The organism is Succiniclasticum sp. (assembly GCF_056977735.1).
This window is the reverse complement of the sequence record NZ_DBMCWA010000009.1, coordinates 39,668-56,655: the sequence shown is the minus strand read 5'-3', so window position 1 is coordinate 56,655 and position 16,988 is coordinate 39,668. Positions and strand designations below refer to the sequence as shown.

Below are 16,988 nucleotides of genomic sequence, written 5' to 3'. Positions count from 1 at the left end.
CAGTTTCTTATAATATATTCTATACAAGAGTATATTCTTTGCTTTTTATTTTTTGAGAGGGTGGATTATATAATGAGAGGAACTGCAGAAAACCAGATAAAATTCATTTCCAAAAAGCTTGTGCGCTCCTTTTTCATAGAGAGGAAGCTAGACTATCTGTTTTCCCTGCTGGCGGCAGACGCCTATTATCTTGGCGCTGGAAAAAATATGCAGGCAGAAGGGAAAAAGAAAGTCGAGTTTTTTATCACCAAAGCATATGGAACCTTGCTTCCCTGTAATGTAATTCAGGAAAAATATACAACAAAACGGATTGGCTGGGATCACTGGCTTTGTGAAGTTGTCTGCGATTTGAAGGTAACGGAAGAAGGCAGGGAATCCGAACAGGAATGTCTGCATGAAACGTTGCTGTTCCGCCGCTGTAAGGACGTGAAACCAGACTGTAACGAGTGGGAGCTGGCATATATACACAACTCGTTTACCACAAAGCGGATTTCCCCGGAAGAGATGCTGGCCATCCAGATTGCCAACAAAAACCGGAGGAATCTCCATTTATATGATGGTCTGACTGACCGTGAAAAAAGGCTGGTGCGCATGCTCCGCAACGGCATGCCGATCCGGGATATTGCGGATGAATTCGGCCTTGCGGAAATTACCATCAAAAAAGCGCTGGCCAAACTGTATCACAGGTACAATGTTAAAAACCGTTCCCGTTTGTGCGCATACTTTGATGCGCAGGAGAATAATTACTGACGGATGGCAAGGGTTTTGCCAATGCCTGTGGGACTTTCCCTGCTAAATAAGCACTATCATATAAAAAAAGGCAGACTGCAAATTTTTGCAGCCTGTCTTTTATTATGGTTTATTGAATTATCTTACCAAGCAAAACCGGTAATCTGTAGCGGGAAAACGGTTCCTCAACAGCAGATTACATCATGCCGGGCATGCCTCCGGGAGGCATGGGGGGCATAGCCGGTTTCGGTTCCGGTTTGTCCGCAACCAGCGTCTCGGTGGTCAGTACCATTGAAGCAATGGAAGCTGCGTTCTGCAGCGCACTGCGGGTAACCTTGGTCGGATCTACGATACCGGCTTCGATCATGTCAACATATTTTTCATTCAGGGCATCAAAGCCAACGCCCTTCTTGGAATGACGGATCTTGTCCACAATAACGGCGCCTTCCAGGCCTGCGTTATGGGCAATCTGGCGAACCGGTTCTTCGATAGCGCGGCGCACGATCATCACGCCGGTCTTTTCATCGCCAACCGCTTTCACTTTGTCCAGAACGGTCTGGGCTTCCAGCAGTGCGGTTCCGCCGCCGGGTACGATGCCTTCGGCAACGGCTGCGCGGGTAGCGTTCAGGGCGTCTTCAATACGCAGTTTCTTTTCTTTCAGCTCTACTTCGGTAGCCGCGCCGACTTTGATTACGGCAACACCACCGGCCAGTTTGGCCAGCCGTTCCTGCAGTTTTTCTTTATCAAACTGGGACGTGGTTTCCGGAATCTGAGCCTTGATTTGTTCTACGCGGGCTTTGATTTCCGCTTTCTTGCCGCCGCCGTCAACGATGGTGGTCAGTTCCTTGCTTACCCGAACCTGGCCTGCGCTGCCCAGGTCTTCCATGGAAGCGCTGTCCAGCTTACGGCCCATTTCTTCGCTGATTACGGTAGCGCCGGTGAGGATAGCGATATCCTGCAGCATGGCTTTGCGGCGATCGCCGAAGCCGGGAGCCTTAACAGCCACAGCCTTGAAGGTACCGCGCAGTTTGTTGACAACCAGGGTTGCCAGGGCTTCGCCTTCTACATCTTCTGCAATAATCAGAAGTTCACGTCCGGCCTGTACCACTTTTTCCAATACGGGCATGATGTCCTGAATTACATTGATCTTGCGGTCGGTAATGAAGACCAGCGGATTAGTCATAACCGCTTCCATCTTTTCCGCATCGGTAGCCATGTACGGGGAGATGTAACCGCGGTCGAATTGCATGCCTTCCACAGTTTCCAGATGGGTATCCATGGTCTTGGATTCTTCTACGGTGATAACGCCGTCGTCGCCGACTTTTTCCATTGCGTCAGCAATCAGGCCGCCGATTTCTTCATCTCCTGCAGAGATGGAAGCAACCTGAGCCTTGGCAGCTTTGGTAACAACCTTCTTGGAGGATTTTTTCAACGCTTCAACCACTGCGTCAACCGCAGTTTTGATACCTTTTTTCAGGATCATGGGGTTAGCGCCTGCTACTACGTTTTTCATGCCTTCCCGGATCATGGCCTGAGCCAGCAGGGTTGCAGTGGTGGTGCCGTCGCCGGCTACATCGTTGGTCTTGGTAGCAACTTCTTTTACCAGCTGGGCGCCCATGTTTTCAAAGGGGTCTTCCAGTTCAATGTCGCGGGCGATGGTCACGCCGTCATTGATGATGGAAGGGGAACCGAATTTCTTTTCCAGTACTACATTGCGGCCTTTCGGTCCCAGGGTAACTTTTACAGCATCAGCCAATGCGTCAACGCCGCGTTCCAGGCTGCGGCGGGCTTCTTCGTTAAACAGAATCTGTTTTGCCATATTGATTATCTCCTTTGTAATTGATTTCATTCATATTTTTTCGCGAAGCATTCCTGCGGAAGTTTCACAAACGGTTTATAGCCTTCTTACCAAAAATTACTTTTTCTTCTTGGTATCCGGTTCCACAACAGCCAGAATGTCCCGTTCTGCCAGGATCAGCAGTTCTTCGCCTTCATATTTAATCTGGGTACCGCAATATTTTGCGAAAATAACAGAGTCCCCTACTTTTACATCAACAGGAAAACGCTTTCCTTCCACGATTGCGCCATTACCGACAGCCAGCACAACACCCTGCATGGGTTTTTCCTTGGATGCTGTATCCGGAATGAAAATACCGCTCTTGGTCTTTTCTTCCACTGCATCAGCTTTTACAACAACATTTGCGCCTAACGGTCTTAACATTACTATGTCCCCTTTCTTATTTGCGGAACCGCCGGAGCTGTTCTGTGCGGTTCCAAATCTCTGTGAGAGTTTTAAAACAACATAATTTTAAATCTGTTAGCACTCGAAAAACCGGAGTGCCAACTTCCATATACCATTATAGCCAGATACAAAAAAAATGCAATAGTCAAAATGACAAATTTCACTGATTTTACATTTTTTTCATAGTTTTTCGGAAAATCATGTCCTGTTTTTTCAAAAAATCACCCTGAAAATGAAAAAATCACAGGTGTTTTTCTCATTTTTACCTGTGATTTTATGAAAATCGCAATTTTGTTCTTTTTCTGTTTTGACTTTTTGACTTTATTCTATTCCCTGCTGTTTTTATATCCCAGCTTAAGCGCCGGCACCGCGTTCAGGTCCCAGGGGCTGATGACGCCGGCCTGATACATATAATACCCGCGGCAGGCGATCATTACCGCATTATCGGTACACAGAATTTTAGTAGGATGTACCAGCCTGGCTCCTGCTTTTTCCGCCGCCGCCGCCAGTTTGTGCTGCAGGGTTTTATTGGCGGACACACCGCCTGCCAACACAATTTCTTTTAAACCGGTGGCTTTGATGGCAAGCACACTTTTTTGCACCAGCACGTCTGTCACCGCTTCCTGAAAGGAAGCCGCCACGTCCGCTTTGTTCACCGGTCGCCGTGCCTGCTCTTCATTGTGCAGGTAATTAATGACGGCGGATTTCATGCCGCTGAAGCTGAATTGGAACGGATCGTCCAACATGGCCCGGGGAAAAGCAATCGCCTGGGGATTCCCTTCCAGGGCCAGCCTTTCTATCTCCGGTCCTCCAGGATAGGGCAATCCCATCACCCTGGCAATCTTATCAAAGGCTTCCCCTGCCGCGTCGTCCCGGGTCTGCCCCAGCATCTCAAAGCTGTTGTAATCTGTTACCTTCAGCAATGCGGTATGCCCACCGGACACCACCAGCGCCAGGAAAGGCGGTTCCAGGTTTTTGTCATTTATAAAGTTGGCAAATACGTGACCTTCCAGATGGTTAACGCCCAGTAACGGTTTACCCGTTGCCCAGGCCAGCGCTTTTGCCGCAGAAAGACCAACCAGCAACGCGCCTACCAGTCCGGGCCCGTAGGTCACGGCTACCGCATCGATCTGCTCCAGCGACACCTGCGCATCTTCCAGCGCCGCATCAATGACCGGCAAAATGTGTTCAATATGTTTGCGGGACGCAATCTCCGGCACCACGCCGCCGTATCTTCTATGAATTGCAATCTGGGAAGAAATAATGTTGCTCAGCACGTCCCGTCCGTTCTTCACTACGGACGCCGCCGTTTCGTCACAGCTGCTTTCAATTCCCAAAACGTAAATATCTTTCCGTTCCATTCCTGTTTCCCTGAATTATACTGTACTTCCTAAAAATAATATCATGTCAGCCTGCAATTCCGGCAATCAGCTTTTCCCAAAATCATGCATCCACATGATGACCGCACCTTCGTGATTATCTTCGTAATAATCGGGGCGAACACCTTCGGATACAAACCCGCAGCGTTCATATACCGTCCGGGCCGCCCGGTTACTCTCCCGCACTTCCAGCGTCGCAGACTCTGCTCCGGCATCCCGGGCTTCTTGAAGCAACGCTTTTGTTAGCGCAAGGCCCAGGCCACGGTTGCGCAGTTCTTTTCGTACAGCCACCCGCATGACCTGCGCTTCCCCGGCAACAACCCAGATGCCGGCATAACCGACAATATCCCCCGCGACTTCTTCCACAATCCAGACAGCAATTGAATTATGTAATTCCCGCAGCCATGTTTCCCGGCTCCAGGGATCAAAGAAAGCTTCCCTGTCCAGTTCCATGACGGCCGGCAGATCCGGTTCTTCACAGAATCGGACACGAATCATGCTTTCGGGTGTCTTTTCTCCCATAGTTCCTCCGCTTCCGATTTACGGATGTAGTACGGGCGCAGCGTAAAAATATCTTTCCCTGTCAGCGCTTCCTGCCCCTCCGCTGCCAATGCTACGGAAGATGCTTTCGGCATGCGCACCTGTTCTGGCGCAATTGCAATTCCGGAAGGCAGTTCCTGCTTCAGCAGTTTTCCGCATTCACCCATGATCAGTACCGGTTTTCCCAGTGCCTGCAACTGCTGCACCAAAGTTTTCCCGTCTGCCATCTCCACCGGCTGCAGTTCCTGTACCTTGCCTTTTTCCCAGATATAGAACGCGGTATAATAATTTCCCTTCTGGGCATCCAGCACCGGAGCCAGCACAACGCCGTCCAACGGAATGTTATAGGCCATAGCCTGCAGTGTATTGACACCACAGATACCGCATCCCCAGGCATAAGCCATTGCTTCCGCCGCTGCAAGTCCGATCCGCAGCCCCGTAAATGATCCGGGGCCCATACTGACAGCGATTCGTTCTATCTCTTCTTTTTTTATTCCCGTACGGTCAAACATCTGATCCAGCTGAGGCATCAGTCCTTCCGAATGCGTCAACCCGACAGAAATATCATATTCTGCCAGCACGTTTCCATCCCGCACCAGCCCTACCGTACATACGCCCGTCGCCGTATCAAGCGCCAGCGTTAACATGCCGCAACACTTCCTTGCTTATCGCTTCATACCGGAGACCGAAGGGGATCAGTTCCACCACACGCCCTCCCGGCACAATTGACAGATTCACTTGCATATATTCCGGGGGCAGTTCTGATTGGAACAGATCCCCCCACTCTATTAAAGATACTCCCTCGCCGCCTACATACTCATAAAAGCCGATATCCGCCAGTTCTTCCGGGGAATCCAGCCTGTACAAATCGAAGTGCCGCACCTCCATAAGCTTCCCGTTATAGATGTTCATCAGGGCAAAAGTAGGACTCACAACATCCTCATCCTCCACGCCCACCGCCTGGCAGACACCTTTGCTCATAAGCGTCTTGCCGGCGCCCAGATCGCCGCTGAGACAGTACACATCCCCATCGGCAGCCAGCATTCCGAGAAGCCTGCCAAATTTTTCCGTAGCCTTCTCATCTGCCAGAAAGAAACTTGTTCCGGGGCCGTCCGATTCCTTCCTCCATGTAATACCGGTCAGGCCCGGCAGGGGTTCAGGCACAGGTCCGGCGCCGTCAGAACTATTATCCGTCTGATGCTTTTTCTTATGCGAGTGGGTATCCATAAAACTTATTATCTCCTTTTCACTTACAAAATTTCAGCGCAGCAGAAATACTGCGCTGAACAAATCACTTTTTATCTTTTTCTGTACTATCCGCTTTCGTTTCCCCGCCCGGTTTTTTCAGCACATCCGGGTTCCTCGTCAGCGGATCTAACAGGTCCATATGCCCGCTGATGGTGTCAATCTCTTTTCCTTCTACCAGAAACTTCACTTTTTTAATTTCAGGGAACTCAGTCAGTGTGCAGACAACTGCATTTACCATCATCCGCTCTGTATAGGAGCCCTGCCCCCGGGAAGCAAAATTCTGGTTAAAATCAGCCGTTGCCGTATCCCCTTTGACTTTCACGCTGCGCACATCGGTTCCCGGTGGGAACAGGTTGGTTAGCTGTTTGGAGACCGGATCCGTATGGATTAATGCATCCAGCGCAGCCTCTTCACGGGTCTTCTTTCCGGCAGCATACCGTACTTTTTCCGGAATCAGGATTTCTTCCCCGTTCTTCTGTACGCGATATACCACAAACTCCTTGGTCAAAGGATTCGGATCTTTCACAACCGTCGTAATGGGATCCTTTTGACCGGTAACGTCTTTTACCTCGCCTTTTTTCCCTGTAATCTTTTCTGTCGGTTCACAGCCCGCCAGCGTCAGCAGCAGGACAAACATCAGCAACATGCTTATTTTTTTCAACATGGTTACGCGCCTCCTGTCCTCAACCGCCGAAATATTCATTTAATCCGTCAAATACAGCTTTGGCAATGGTCTTCTGGAACCACGCGCTGCTGATCAGCTGTTCTTCCCGGTAATTGCTGAGGAAGCCCACCTCCAGCAAAACTGCCGGTATGTAGGAACGCTTGACCACATAAAAGTTTGCCTGCTGCGTTCCCATATTCCGGAGTTTGGACGCTGCAGCCATTTTTTTCTGAATCGCATTACCCAGTTTATAATCGTAACCGGATTTCGGATAATAATAGGTGGCAATGCCGCCAATACTGCGGTTGTTGTTCGCATTGTGATGGATGCTGACAAAGGCGTCCGCCCGGTTGCGGGTACTTACGTTTACCCGCGCCTGCAGTTCGTTTTTAGCCGAAGCATAAGGACCGTATACGTCTTTATCTGACGTACGGGTCATAGATACCAGTGCACCGGCTGATGTCAGATAAGACTTCAGGTAATTGGCGATCTGCAGTGTAGATGTTTTTTCCTTGTTGCCTTTCGGCCCGATAGCGCCAGGGTCCGAACCTCCATGACCCGGGTCGATGGTGATACGCTTGCCCTTCAGTCCACCCGTCGTGGCAAAGTTTATCCGGTTTCCTACCGGGGTAGACGGCCCCTGGGAAGGGCGTATTACCGGACGTCGCACCGAAGTCGCCCCATATTTCATGGAAGCATTGCTCACTTTGTTAGTGGAAACATCCACTACAAGGCGTGGCGGCCTTCCGGTTGAGGCATCCTTTTTCAGGACAAAACTCTTTACGTCCGACCGCTCTACTTTTTTCGTCATGGGTACCCGCACAGTAACACTGTTCTGATCCCTGTCCACCGAATAACTTTTTGCCAGATCGCTTTTGATTGATCCTTTCCGGCCCACTTTGGGGTCCAGTCCGCCTATAACCCTGATTTGCAGCTCTTTACCGTCAGCTACAGAAACATTGTAACGGGCATTTTCCGTCAGATCCACGACCATACGGAGCACATTAAATTTATCCACACCCCAGTTTACATCTGTAACCAGAGCTGCCGCAGACGCTGTACAAGTCACCAACAGGCAGACGGTCCAGACCAAAAATGCAAAAAAACGTCTATGCAAACCGGTACCTCCTTTAAATAACTTCCAATATATATCAAATGCTATAACAATTAATTTTAGCATAAAACATATTTATGTGCAAACCGTTTTCCTGATTGATATATCTGAAGAATGCTGTAAGAAAAAAACTTCGCAGAACCGTCAATGATTGCTCATATCAATTTCTTAATATAATTTCCAGTTATTTTCTCAGAGTTTTCGCGCTTCCGGTAATTTCAGCAACAGTTCGGAAGCTGCCAAGCCCACACTGTCATTTGCTGCAAGTTCTCCAGCAAGGCCGTGGAGATATACGCCTGCCACTGCCGCATCAGCCACGGAAAGTCCCTGTCCGATCAGTGCAGCAATCAGGCCGGTCAATACGTCACCGCTGCCCCCTGTCGCCATAGCCGGTGTTCCGGTCGTATTCAGAAATACGGTCCCGTCCGACAGAGCAATGACTGTAGGTACACCTTTCAAAACGATAACTGCCTGCCACTTTTCCGCATACTGCCGGGCCACTTCCACCCGGTTCTTTTCAATTTCCCCAATCCGAATCCCGGTAATACGGGCCATTTCTCCCGGATGTGGCGTCAGTACTTTTTCCGCCAGCATATGGGATAATATTTCTGTATGATCCCGCAATGCCGTAATGGCGTCCGCATCAATGACGCAGGGAACCGCTGCAGTAACCAGTATATCCCGGACCAGGCTGCCGGCATCTTCCGACACACCAAAGCCCGGACCGACGGCCAGCACATCTGTTTTGTCCAATGCTTCGGAAACTACCTCCAGCGCTTCATCCGCCATCAGCCGATTTTCTGAAACCGGCAGTCCCTTTACCATCACTTCAGTCAGTTTTATCGACAGTATTTCCCTTGTATTTTCCGGAGTCAGCAAGGTGACAAGTCCGGCTCCGCCTTTCACCGCCGCAAAGCTGCTTAAGGCTGCAGCCCCCACGTATCCGTAAGAGCCCGCAATGACCGTCACCCGCCCCATGCTTCCCTTATGGGCGTTTTTCGGACGGTCAGGCAATAATGCCCTTATGTGGTCTTTTGTAACCAAAAGGCAGGCAGGCTCCGCCTCCCGCAACAGCGAAGCAGGCATACCGATATCGGCCACCTGCACCGTGCCAGCATAGGTGGCTCCGGGATACAGATATAGTCCCAGCTTCGGAAGTGCCATGGTCACAGTGACATCCGCCCGCACCGCATTGGCATCGGCCTCTCCTGTATCCGCATTGACGCCGGTAGGTATATCCACCGCCAGAACCCCGCAGGCAGGATGTTTTTCTTTTGCCCGGTTGATACAGCCGCACAGACGCGTAAACAGCGGGCGCATCTTTCCTGAAAAACCTGTACCAAGCAGGGCATCGATAATCAGGTCTGCCTGCATTACCAGGTTCTCAATTTCTGCAAAACGCAGATTATCCTCTGCATCGGCAACCTCCAGCACCGGCGAACCGCAGGCGATATAGTACTGCAATTCATCCGCGGCACTGCCGGAAAGTTCCTCCGCCGTACAGGCCAAAACCAGTGTAACATCCGCTCCCCGGTTATGAAGCCAACGCCCTGCGCCGCTGCCGTCGCCGCCGTTATTGCCTTTTCCCGCAAAAATAACAACTTTTCTATGACAGCAGCAACCTGACATTCTTTCTGCCGCATCCGCCACAGAGCGGCCTGCATTTTCCATCAGCACCAGACCGGGGATACCGATTTCCTCCTCGGCAGCCCGATCCAGCCGCCTCATCTCCTCTGCCAGTAAAATATGCATAGGCAGGCCTCCTGTCTTTATTACTTACTATCAGGAAAAGACATTGAAAGCACGGAAAAGATTGCTCCTGGCTTTTCCTTACCTCTAAACTATCCTTATTCCAACACTACCACTGCCATTGCAGTGGCGGCGGTGTGACTGAGAGTAAGATGGATTTTTTTTACGCCAAGCTTGTCTATGTATGCTGCATAAAAGCCGGTGATGTGTAGTTCGGGCTTGCCGAGTTCATCGTTCACTACAAAAATTTCTGTGAGCTGTCCGCTGCCACGGAGCCCTGTACCGATTGCCTTCAAAAACGCTTCTTTTGCCGCAAATCGGGCAGCATAGCTTTGGGCTTTATCTCCATGGGAACCAGTGCAGTAAGCAAGCTCTTCCGGCGCAAAGACCCGTTCTTTAAAGCCTTTTCGGGCTATGGCTTTTTCTATTCGTTCTACATCTGCCAGATCGCAGCCGATTCCAAGCATTTATATCTCCATTTCTGTCCGGAAAAGACTTAACCAACATGGAAAAGATTACTTCTGTCTTTTCCTGACCACATATAATTACTCTTTTGTTTTATCGGCCACTTCCTCCGCAGTGGTTTCAATAGTTTCTGTAACGTCTTCTACTTTTGCTTTTGCTCTTTCAGCAACATCTTCCACTACTTCTTCGGCTTTGTCTGCAGCGGTCTCAACATTCTCTGCGGCAGCTTTTGCAGCGGCTTCCGCTTTTTCCGCTGCATCCCGGGCTGCCAGCTCAGCTTCTTTGGCTTTGGCTTCGGCCTGTTCCGCAGCTACTTTTTCTGCTTCCGCTTCCGCCGCCATGCCCTGGGCATCGAACTTCTGGCTGGAGCCGTAGTTGTACACAGCAATTTCTTCCGCATCATACTGTTTGCCTAACGCAATGGCGATGGCTTCCGTCTGCGCTTTATCCTTCACATAAACATTCATGAAGAACGGATCGTCGGAAATCACATAGTCCGCCGCATCACTGTACACATACAGTTTGCCCCCATCCTCACTATAGGTCTTTACCTGTTTTTCAATGGGATAATTCTTTTTATTGTCATACAAACCGGTGATGCCATCTGCCAGATGTACCATCTCAATGCGTTTTTCCTTTCCAAACGTGTAAATCTTCTTGCCGGACGGTTCTCCGCTCTTTGTGGTAGGAACAACTCCCGCAGCCTGCCTGGCAAACTCTTCTGCTTTCTTCTTTGCGGAGTCAAACACATCCTCGGCAGTCATATTGTTTTCTTTTAAATACTTTTTCCCTAATTTGTATGCTACATAGCAGACCACGCCTGCAGCCAGAATTTTTTTCATTTTTCCCATGATTAAAGCCTCCCTGCTTTCCGGTTAATTGATCTGATTCGAATCAGGAAAAGAATGTTACAAACCGTCAATAATTACTTATTATTTTCCTAACGTATTCATTGAAAAAATATATATACGGATTCATTTTATTTTATCATAAAGGGAGAATGCAATAAACTACTTAATTTAAGTATTTCTAAATTATTTTTAAAAAAGAACACAAAAAAGACATAATACAGTTAATCGTTTTCAACAATACAAAACAAAAAAGAACCGCGCAAAAAGAAAAGATTTCCTTTTCATTTTGCGGCAGTTCTCAAACCGAAATAAACCATTTTGTGATGCACGAAAGCCTGTTAAATCAAAAGTCACTTCACATCAATGCTGCCGTTGTTCACATAAATCTCCACGCTGTCCCCGGCTTTGATTTCGCCGTTGACGATCTTCTTGGACAGCACATTTTCCACGCTGTGTACGATCAGGCGTTTCAGCGGACGAGCCCCGAACTGGGGATCAAAGCCTTCCTTAGCTAGCAAAGCCGCAGCTTCGTCCGTGCATGTCAGTTTGATTTCCAGCTGCTTGTTTACCCTGTCGCCCAGTTCCTTCAGAATCAGTTTCACAATGTCCTTGATCTGGTCAGGCTGCAGCGCTTTGAATGTCACGATGTCGTCCACGCGGTTCAGAAATTCCGGACGGAACCGGGTCAGCAGCAGCTGCCGCACCGCTTCACTGTCCAGCGCTTCTTTGGCTTCCATGATCCGCTGGCTGCCGATGTTACTGGTCATGATGATCAGCGTGTTCTTAAAGTCTACGCTGCGGCCCTGGCCGTCCGTCAGCCTGCCATCGTCCAACACCTGCAGCAGTGCATTGAACACATCGGGATGGGCTTTTTCAATTTCATCAAACAGGATGACAGAATACGGATGACGGCGCACCGCTTCTGTCAGCTGGCCGCCTTCGTCATAACCCACATAACCGGGAGGTGCACCGATCAGGCGGGATACCGTGTGCTTCTCCATGTATTCGCTCATGTCGATGCGGATCATGTTCTTCACATCGTCAAAAAGGACTTCCGCCAGCGTCTTGGCCAGCTCGGTTTTGCCCACGCCGGTGGGTCCCAGGAAGATGAAGGAACCGATGGGACGGTTGGGGTCCTTGATGCCGGCACGGGCACGGATCACCGCATCCGCCACGGCCTTCACCGCTTCATCCTGGCCGATGACATGCTCATGGAGAGTTTCTTCCAGGTGTACCAGTTTCTCCCGCTCCCCGGTGCCAAGCCGCTGTACAGGAATCCCGGTCCAGGTGCTGACTACCCGGGCGATATCGTCCTCGTCCACTTCTTCTTTCAGCAGGGCATTATCGCCGCCGGACTGTTTTTCCAACTCCTGCAGCTGTTTCTGCAGTTCCGGCAGGCGGCCGTATTTCAGTTCTGCCAGCTTGTTCAGGTCGTAGTCCCGCTCCGCCTTTTCCATTTCCTGTTTTACGGCGCCGATTTCTTTTTTCACTTCCCGCACCTTGACGATGCCGGCCTTTTCGTCATCCCAGCGCTTGATCAGGGCCGCATTCTCTTCCCGCAGTTTGGCCAGCTGTTCCTGCAGTTTGACCAGACGGTCTGCGGACCCGGGGTCATCCTCTTTCTTTAAAGCCTGCTCTTCAATTTCCAGTTGCAGAATCTTGCGTTTGCTTTCATCAATTTCCGTCGGGGAAGAATCAATCTCCGTACGGAGCCGGGCCGCTGCCTCATCTACCAGGTCGATGGCTTTGTCCGGCAGGAACCGGTCATTGATATAACGCTGGCTTAGCACGGCAGCAGCTACCAGAGACGCATCTTTGATTCTCACCCCGTGATGGTTTTCATAGCTTTCTTTCAAACCGCGCAGGATGGAAATGGTATCCTCCACGCTGGGCTCGTTGACCATGACAGGCTGGAAACGGCGCTCCAGGGCACTGTCCTTTTCAATATATTTGTGATACTCATTCAGGGTAGTGGCGCCGATACAACGCAGCTCACCCCGGGCCAGCATGGGCTTCAGGATGTTGCCGGCGTCCATGGAACCTTCCGCTGCGCCGGCGCCGACCACCGTGTGCAGCTCATCAATGAACATGACGATCTGCCCGGCGCTGTCCGCCACAGCCTTCAGTACCTTCTTCAGCCGTTCCTCAAATTCGCCCCGGTACTTGGCCCCGGCTACCAGGGCAGCCAGGTCCAGCGCATACAGCGTTTTATTCTTCAGGCTTTCCGGCACGTCCCCGGCCACGATTCGGCGGGCCAGTCCTTCCACGATGGCGGTCTTCCCTACGCCCGGTTCCCCGATGAGCACCGGATTGTTCTTTTTCCGGCGACTCAGGATCTCAATGGTACGGCGAATCTCGTCGTCTCGGCCGATCACCGGGTCCAGTTTGCCCTGTCGGGCTCTTGCCGTCAGGTCCTGCCCGAATTTTTCCAGCGTCTTCTTGCTTTCATCATTGGCGGAACTGTTCAGGTAATGCTCATATAGTTTTTCAATCTTGTTGCTGTCGATACCGTACTTTTTAAACAGCGCCGTAACATCGCTGCTGCCGTCGCTTGCCAAAGCAGAGACCAGATGACCCACCGTCACGTTTCCCTGTCCCGCCTTGCGGAGTATGATGCCGTTGACCCGCGCAAAGTCCGAACTCATGAGCAGCTGCCGGTCCTGTCCTTTAACAGAAGGAATACGGCTTACCAGGGCCCTCGCTTCATTCGCAAATGTGTTTTCATCTACTTTAAACGTCTGCAACAAAAACTTAAAAAAGTCATCACTGCACAGTGCCAGCAAGAGGTGCGCGCTGGTCACTTCCTGGTTGTAGTTCATTAAAGCCTGCTGCTGTGCCGCTTCAATGATGGCTTTAACTTCATCGGTATAGTTTTCGTTCATATGTATCACTCCAATCTTCGACTAAATCTATTTAAATTTTAATAACAAACCATTTTAAAAGTTTCTGACAGAATCTGTTTTTTCTTAAAAAACTTTTGGCGTATTGCACTTTAATTTATATAAACATAAGAAAATACTTTGTTTTTATGCTATAATTAATTATTGAACATTCGCCACTTATTACTTTAGTTTTGTGAGGTTATATCATGAGAACCAATGTCATCGCCTATCGCCTTTTTGACGTAGCCGACGAGATCAACCTTGACCAGGTACAGGCCCTGTGGCACAGCCGCAACAAGATTTCATCCCGCCTGCGCCTGGACCGCATTTCCACTAAATCCATTACCTTCCACGATCCGCCTGTGCTGGTGGAACTGGGGTACCATGAAATGACAATCGGCGGCGTGGAATATCTGGTTGAGGTAAAGGCCCGCATCCAAGACCTGGGGGTTATCTGTATCCTCTTCAACATTCCGCCTGAAGAAGATATCACCTATCAGGAATACCTGAAACTGGTGCTGGCCGTTGAAGAACTGCCGGACGAAGCATTCCGGCGCTTCCTGGACGCGACCATGGAAACCATCGGTCCCGCCTGCACCAACCAGAATATTTCCGGTTACGATGAAGACTTCGTGGTGTACTATTTCCAGGATCCCATTCCCGGCGACTGGGATATCGTGCCCTTCCTGTTGAAGGATGCGAACCCGGTCAACGAAGAGACACGGGAATCCACACTGGCCAACCGTTTCTCCTACGCAGACGACATAGCGTATCTGGCCTGGGACAGCGCCGTGGTCTACGACCCCACCGGCAGCATGGACATTCCCGACCTGCTGGAATTTGCCAACGCCCAATATCTGGAACTGCGCTATTATGACAACTTCCTAAACCACGCCATCGACAAGACGTACGATGTAATCGAAGATAAAGAAAATCTGAAAAACATCGACATCTTCCGCAACATGCGCGATGAACTGCTGGAAACCATGGCGGATGTCAGCAGCCTGACCAGTAACATCACCAACGCGCTGCTGGTCACCGAAGATATTTTCTATGCCAGGGTATACACGCGGTATATGAAACTGCTGAAAGCATCCGTCTGGCAGGAAAACATTGAACGGAAGATGCAGGTACTGCAGCGCTGCTACAACATGTTGAACGAAACGGTTACCAGCCATCACATGGAGCAGATGCGAAAGTACAACATCACGCTTCTGGCTGTCATCGCTCTCATTTTATTGGGCATTGCCATCTTTAAGTGATTATTAGCAGTCTCACAGGAAGAGTGCTAATCCGTTGCCAAAATAAAAGGCAGATATAAGAGTCCCCAAAACGGGGGCTCTTTTCTTTTGCCTAGTATCATTATAATATATAAAGTCAAAAAGTCAAACGTTTTTTTTAACGTTTGCCAATTTTTTTCAGATTGTTTACAAATAAATTTTATAAATTCAATTTACTTCTTCATCGTCTTCATCCACTTCGTAAACGTCTTATTCACCGCTTTGCGGGCCATTAACTGTTCCGCGGCCAAATCACCCAGAAGGTAGCCTCCCTGCCGTGCTGCCAGCACGGTGTTGGACTTCAGCAGTTCAGCCGGAATTGATTGGGCCAGACTGCTCACCGCAAATAGTTCTGACATGGCTTCACCCAGTTTCTCCAGTTTCTTCCGGCTTTCTTTGTTCAAGTCTGTCAGTTTGCTGATTTCATTGGCTTTGACCAAATAATGAAATTCTTTGCCGAGACGGTTCACAGTGATGTAACCCGGTTCCTGCAGCCGAATCTTCTTGCCTTTTTTCTCCGGCACCGGGTTTCCCACTACCATGGCGCTGGCCTTTTCCGTCTCTGCTTGTTTTTCCCGGCTCATTGCGTTTTCAATCTTTTCAAGAATATCTTTAACACGAACCTGCAACAGCTGTCCCGTCTGCAGATACTCTTCCGCTTTCCAGCCCGCGCCTTCCATGGCGGCCCATAAGGAAAAGACGATGACAGAATAGATCCCGGCCAATATCTGACGCTGAACCTCATCCCCGACTTCCTCGATCCTGTTTTCCAGGATGCGTGTAACCTTATCTACGCCAAGGCGTCCGTCCGCCAGTTTGAGCAAACTCTTCCATCTTTTCAGCAACGCTTTGGTATCCCGCAGTTTATATAACAGACGCAGCGCCCCCTGCAAATTAGCCTGCATCCCAGCGCTGCTATCCATCACTGGCTGCAGCCAGTAAAGTACTTCCTGCATCCTCTCAAAGCAGGGCAGGAAAATACGATCTGCCTCTGCCTGCAGGTTACCGCAGTCCGCAAACACATTCTGTTCTTCCAGAATAGCCGTACCACACTGGTAAAACAGCTTCTTATATTCTTCGCAATAACTGTTTTCCCAATCAATATCCGTCAGCTTACGGCTTCCCTCCGGTTCCAGTTTGTCCAATAATGCCAGGCCACGCGCATATTTACTCCGAGATTCCGTAAACACAGGAACCTCCGTTGCTATCTTTGAAGTATAAGCCAGGAGGTCAGCCAAAGAACCTTCTTTCAACTCCAGTTCTACTTCGTCGATGGTCTCCTTCTTACCACCGGCCGAAATGAATCCCTGATCGACAGCCATTTCCACCAATGTCTCTTTCGTCACCTGCAGGAGTCGTATTTCCCGTTTCACCCGTACCGTGAAAAGCTTTTCGATTTGGGCCGTTCCCAGTAATCCATCAAAATCCACCTGCAAACCGCATGCATTAAAAACAGAGAGATCCGGTTTCCCGTTCTTCACCGGCACATTGTATTCCTGGCGCTCTGTCAGACCTGCTGCAGCCGTTTTGCGCAGTTTGATCGTGGCTTCGTATTTCTTCCCATTCTGTCGCACGCGGTAAGCAATACCCGCCTGTTGCAGCAGCAGGTCACGGGTATCAAAATAAATGTTGACCAGCTTCATTGTTTTATGGCTGCCCTTCTTTGTTCTTTTGGCAACCAGAGGGGACGCCACCAGCGCCTTTACATCTTTCTTGGCTATCAGTAATTTGATTTCCGTTTCCATATTGTTCTGCATATTACTCCCCAGTCTGCCGGTGCATCCTGCCGACACAAGTACATCATAAAAAAGACAAATTGTATATTCACGTTCACGCAACTATTAT

The 16,988-nt window shown here is 49.8% G+C and carries 15 protein-coding genes; 2 read left to right on the top strand and 13 right to left on the bottom strand.

All coding sequences use genetic code 11. The features are described 5' to 3' along the window. Nucleotides 1-72: 72 nt before the first annotated feature. Nucleotides 73-750: a helix-turn-helix transcriptional regulator gene (locus ACZOWY_RS06550; protein WP_484394011.1), complete on the top strand. Its 678-nt coding sequence runs from the start codon at nt 73-75 to the stop codon at nt 748-750. Nucleotides 751-925: 175 nt separating this feature from the next. Here the strand turns inward: ACZOWY_RS06550 and groL are convergent, their stop codons facing one another. The 12 genes from groL to ACZOWY_RS06490 form a co-directional block, all read right to left on the bottom strand. Then, a complete protein-coding gene (gene groL / locus ACZOWY_RS06545; RefSeq protein ID WP_093730215.1) occupies nt 926-2,548 on the bottom strand; it encodes a chaperonin GroEL in 1,623 nt (540 codons plus the stop codon). 96 nt (nt 2,549-2,644) lie between these two features. Further along, nucleotides 2,645-2,950, bottom strand: a complete 306-nt coding sequence (locus tag ACZOWY_RS06540) for a co-chaperone GroES (protein ID WP_484394005.1) — start codon at nt 2,948-2,950, stop codon at nt 2,645-2,647. Nucleotides 2,951-3,297: 347 nt separating this feature from the next. After that, nucleotides 3,298-4,332, bottom strand: a complete 1,035-nt coding sequence (tsaD, locus tag ACZOWY_RS06535; protein ID WP_484394000.1) for a tRNA (adenosine(37)-N6)-threonylcarbamoyltransferase complex transferase subunit TsaD — start codon at nt 4,330-4,332, stop codon at nt 3,298-3,300. A 66-nt stretch (nt 4,333-4,398) separates the two neighbouring features. Then, nucleotides 4,399-4,872, bottom strand: coding sequence for a ribosomal protein S18-alanine N-acetyltransferase (gene rimI, locus ACZOWY_RS06530; RefSeq protein ID WP_484393995.1), 474 nt, complete (start codon nt 4,870-4,872; stop codon nt 4,399-4,401). Further along, on the bottom strand, nt 4,845-5,537 hold the full coding sequence (tsaB, locus tag ACZOWY_RS06525; RefSeq protein WP_484393990.1) for a tRNA (adenosine(37)-N6)-threonylcarbamoyltransferase complex dimerization subunit type 1 TsaB: 693 nt from the start codon (nt 5,535-5,537) through the stop codon (nt 4,845-4,847). The genes rimI and tsaB overlap by 28 nt, the downstream gene beginning before the upstream one ends. Then, nucleotides 5,518-6,117 carry a tRNA (adenosine(37)-N6)-threonylcarbamoyltransferase complex ATPase subunit type 1 TsaE gene (gene tsaE / locus ACZOWY_RS06520; protein ID WP_484393986.1) on the bottom strand — a complete coding sequence of 200 codons (600 nt, stop codon included), beginning with the start codon at nt 6,115-6,117 and terminating at the stop codon, nt 5,518-5,520. The genes tsaB and tsaE overlap by 20 nt, the downstream gene beginning before the upstream one ends. A gap of 64 nt (nt 6,118-6,181) precedes the next feature. After that, nucleotides 6,182-6,802 (bottom strand): GerMN domain-containing protein, encoded by a 621-nt coding sequence (locus tag ACZOWY_RS06515; RefSeq protein WP_484393981.1) that lies wholly within the window; start codon nt 6,800-6,802, stop codon nt 6,182-6,184. A gap of 19 nt (nt 6,803-6,821) precedes the next feature. Next, entirely contained in the window at nt 6,822-7,919 is a 1,098-nt protein-coding gene (locus ACZOWY_RS06510) for an N-acetylmuramoyl-L-alanine amidase family protein (protein WP_484393977.1), read from the bottom strand. 189 nt (nt 7,920-8,108) lie between these two features. Beyond that, nucleotides 8,109-9,668 (bottom strand): NAD(P)H-hydrate dehydratase, encoded by a 1,560-nt coding sequence (locus ACZOWY_RS06505; RefSeq protein ID WP_484393972.1) that lies wholly within the window; start codon nt 9,666-9,668, stop codon nt 8,109-8,111. A 95-nt stretch (nt 9,669-9,763) separates the two neighbouring features. After that, complete coding sequence (acpS, locus tag ACZOWY_RS06500; protein ID WP_484393968.1) at nt 9,764-10,132, bottom strand: holo-ACP synthase; 369 nt, start codon at nt 10,130-10,132, stop codon at nt 9,764-9,766. A gap of 78 nt (nt 10,133-10,210) precedes the next feature. Then, entirely contained in the window at nt 10,211-10,981 is a 771-nt protein-coding gene (locus ACZOWY_RS06495) for a hypothetical protein (RefSeq protein WP_484393963.1), read from the bottom strand. A 350-nt stretch (nt 10,982-11,331) separates the two neighbouring features. Beyond that, nucleotides 11,332-13,863: an ATP-dependent Clp protease ATP-binding subunit gene (locus tag ACZOWY_RS06490; protein ID WP_484393959.1), complete on the bottom strand. Its 2,532-nt coding sequence runs from the start codon at nt 13,861-13,863 to the stop codon at nt 11,332-11,334. 206 nt (nt 13,864-14,069) lie between these two features. Here ACZOWY_RS06490 and ACZOWY_RS06485 point away from each other — a divergent pair, with 206 nt between their 5' ends. Then, nucleotides 14,070-15,125, top strand: a complete 1,056-nt coding sequence (locus ACZOWY_RS06485) for a hypothetical protein (protein WP_484393954.1) — start codon at nt 14,070-14,072, stop codon at nt 15,123-15,125. A gap of 191 nt (nt 15,126-15,316) precedes the next feature. Here ACZOWY_RS06485 and ACZOWY_RS06480 read toward each other — a convergent pair whose 3' ends face one another. After that, nucleotides 15,317-16,888 carry a CYTH domain-containing protein gene (locus ACZOWY_RS06480; protein WP_484393949.1) on the bottom strand — a complete coding sequence of 524 codons (1,572 nt, stop codon included), beginning with the start codon at nt 16,886-16,888 and terminating at the stop codon, nt 15,317-15,319. Nucleotides 16,889-16,988: the final 100 nt, after the last annotated feature.

What these genes read in the sequence shown, in the direction of transcription:
- ACZOWY_RS06550 (WP_484394011.1), top strand. Translation starts at nt 73, where the DNA reads ATGAGAGGAACTGCAGAAAACCAGATAAAATTCATTTCCAAAAAGCTT.
- ACZOWY_RS06515 (WP_484393981.1), bottom strand. Translation starts at nt 6,802, where the DNA reads ATGTTGAAAAAAATAAGCATGTTGCTGATGTTTGTCCTGCTGCTGACG.
- groL (WP_093730215.1), bottom strand. Translation starts at nt 2,548, where the DNA reads ATGGCAAAACAGATTCTGTTTAACGAAGAAGCCCGCCGCAGCCTGGAA.
- tsaB (WP_484393990.1), bottom strand. Translation starts at nt 5,537, where the DNA reads ATGTTAACGCTGGCGCTTGATACGGCGACGGGCGTATGTACGGTAGGG.
- tsaD (WP_484394000.1), bottom strand. Translation starts at nt 4,332, where the DNA reads ATGGAACGGAAAGATATTTACGTTTTGGGAATTGAAAGCAGCTGTGAC.
- ACZOWY_RS06540 (WP_484394005.1), bottom strand. Translation starts at nt 2,950, where the DNA reads ATGTTAAGACCGTTAGGCGCAAATGTTGTTGTAAAAGCTGATGCAGTG.
- tsaE (WP_484393986.1), bottom strand. Translation starts at nt 6,117, where the DNA reads ATGGATACCCACTCGCATAAGAAAAAGCATCAGACGGATAATAGTTCT.
- ACZOWY_RS06505 (WP_484393972.1), bottom strand. Translation starts at nt 9,668, where the DNA reads ATGCATATTTTACTGGCAGAGGAGATGAGGCGGCTGGATCGGGCTGCC.
- ACZOWY_RS06490 (WP_484393959.1), bottom strand. Translation starts at nt 13,863, where the DNA reads ATGAACGAAAACTATACCGATGAAGTTAAAGCCATCATTGAAGCGGCA.
- ACZOWY_RS06485 (WP_484393954.1), top strand. Translation starts at nt 14,070, where the DNA reads ATGAGAACCAATGTCATCGCCTATCGCCTTTTTGACGTAGCCGACGAG.
- acpS (WP_484393968.1), bottom strand. Translation starts at nt 10,132, where the DNA reads ATGCTTGGAATCGGCTGCGATCTGGCAGATGTAGAACGAATAGAAAAA.
- rimI (WP_484393995.1), bottom strand. Translation starts at nt 4,872, where the DNA reads ATGGGAGAAAAGACACCCGAAAGCATGATTCGTGTCCGATTCTGTGAA.
- ACZOWY_RS06480 (WP_484393949.1), bottom strand. Translation starts at nt 16,888, where the DNA reads ATGGAAACGGAAATCAAATTACTGATAGCCAAGAAAGATGTAAAGGCG.
- ACZOWY_RS06495 (WP_484393963.1), bottom strand. Translation starts at nt 10,981, where the DNA reads ATGGGAAAAATGAAAAAAATTCTGGCTGCAGGCGTGGTCTGCTATGTA.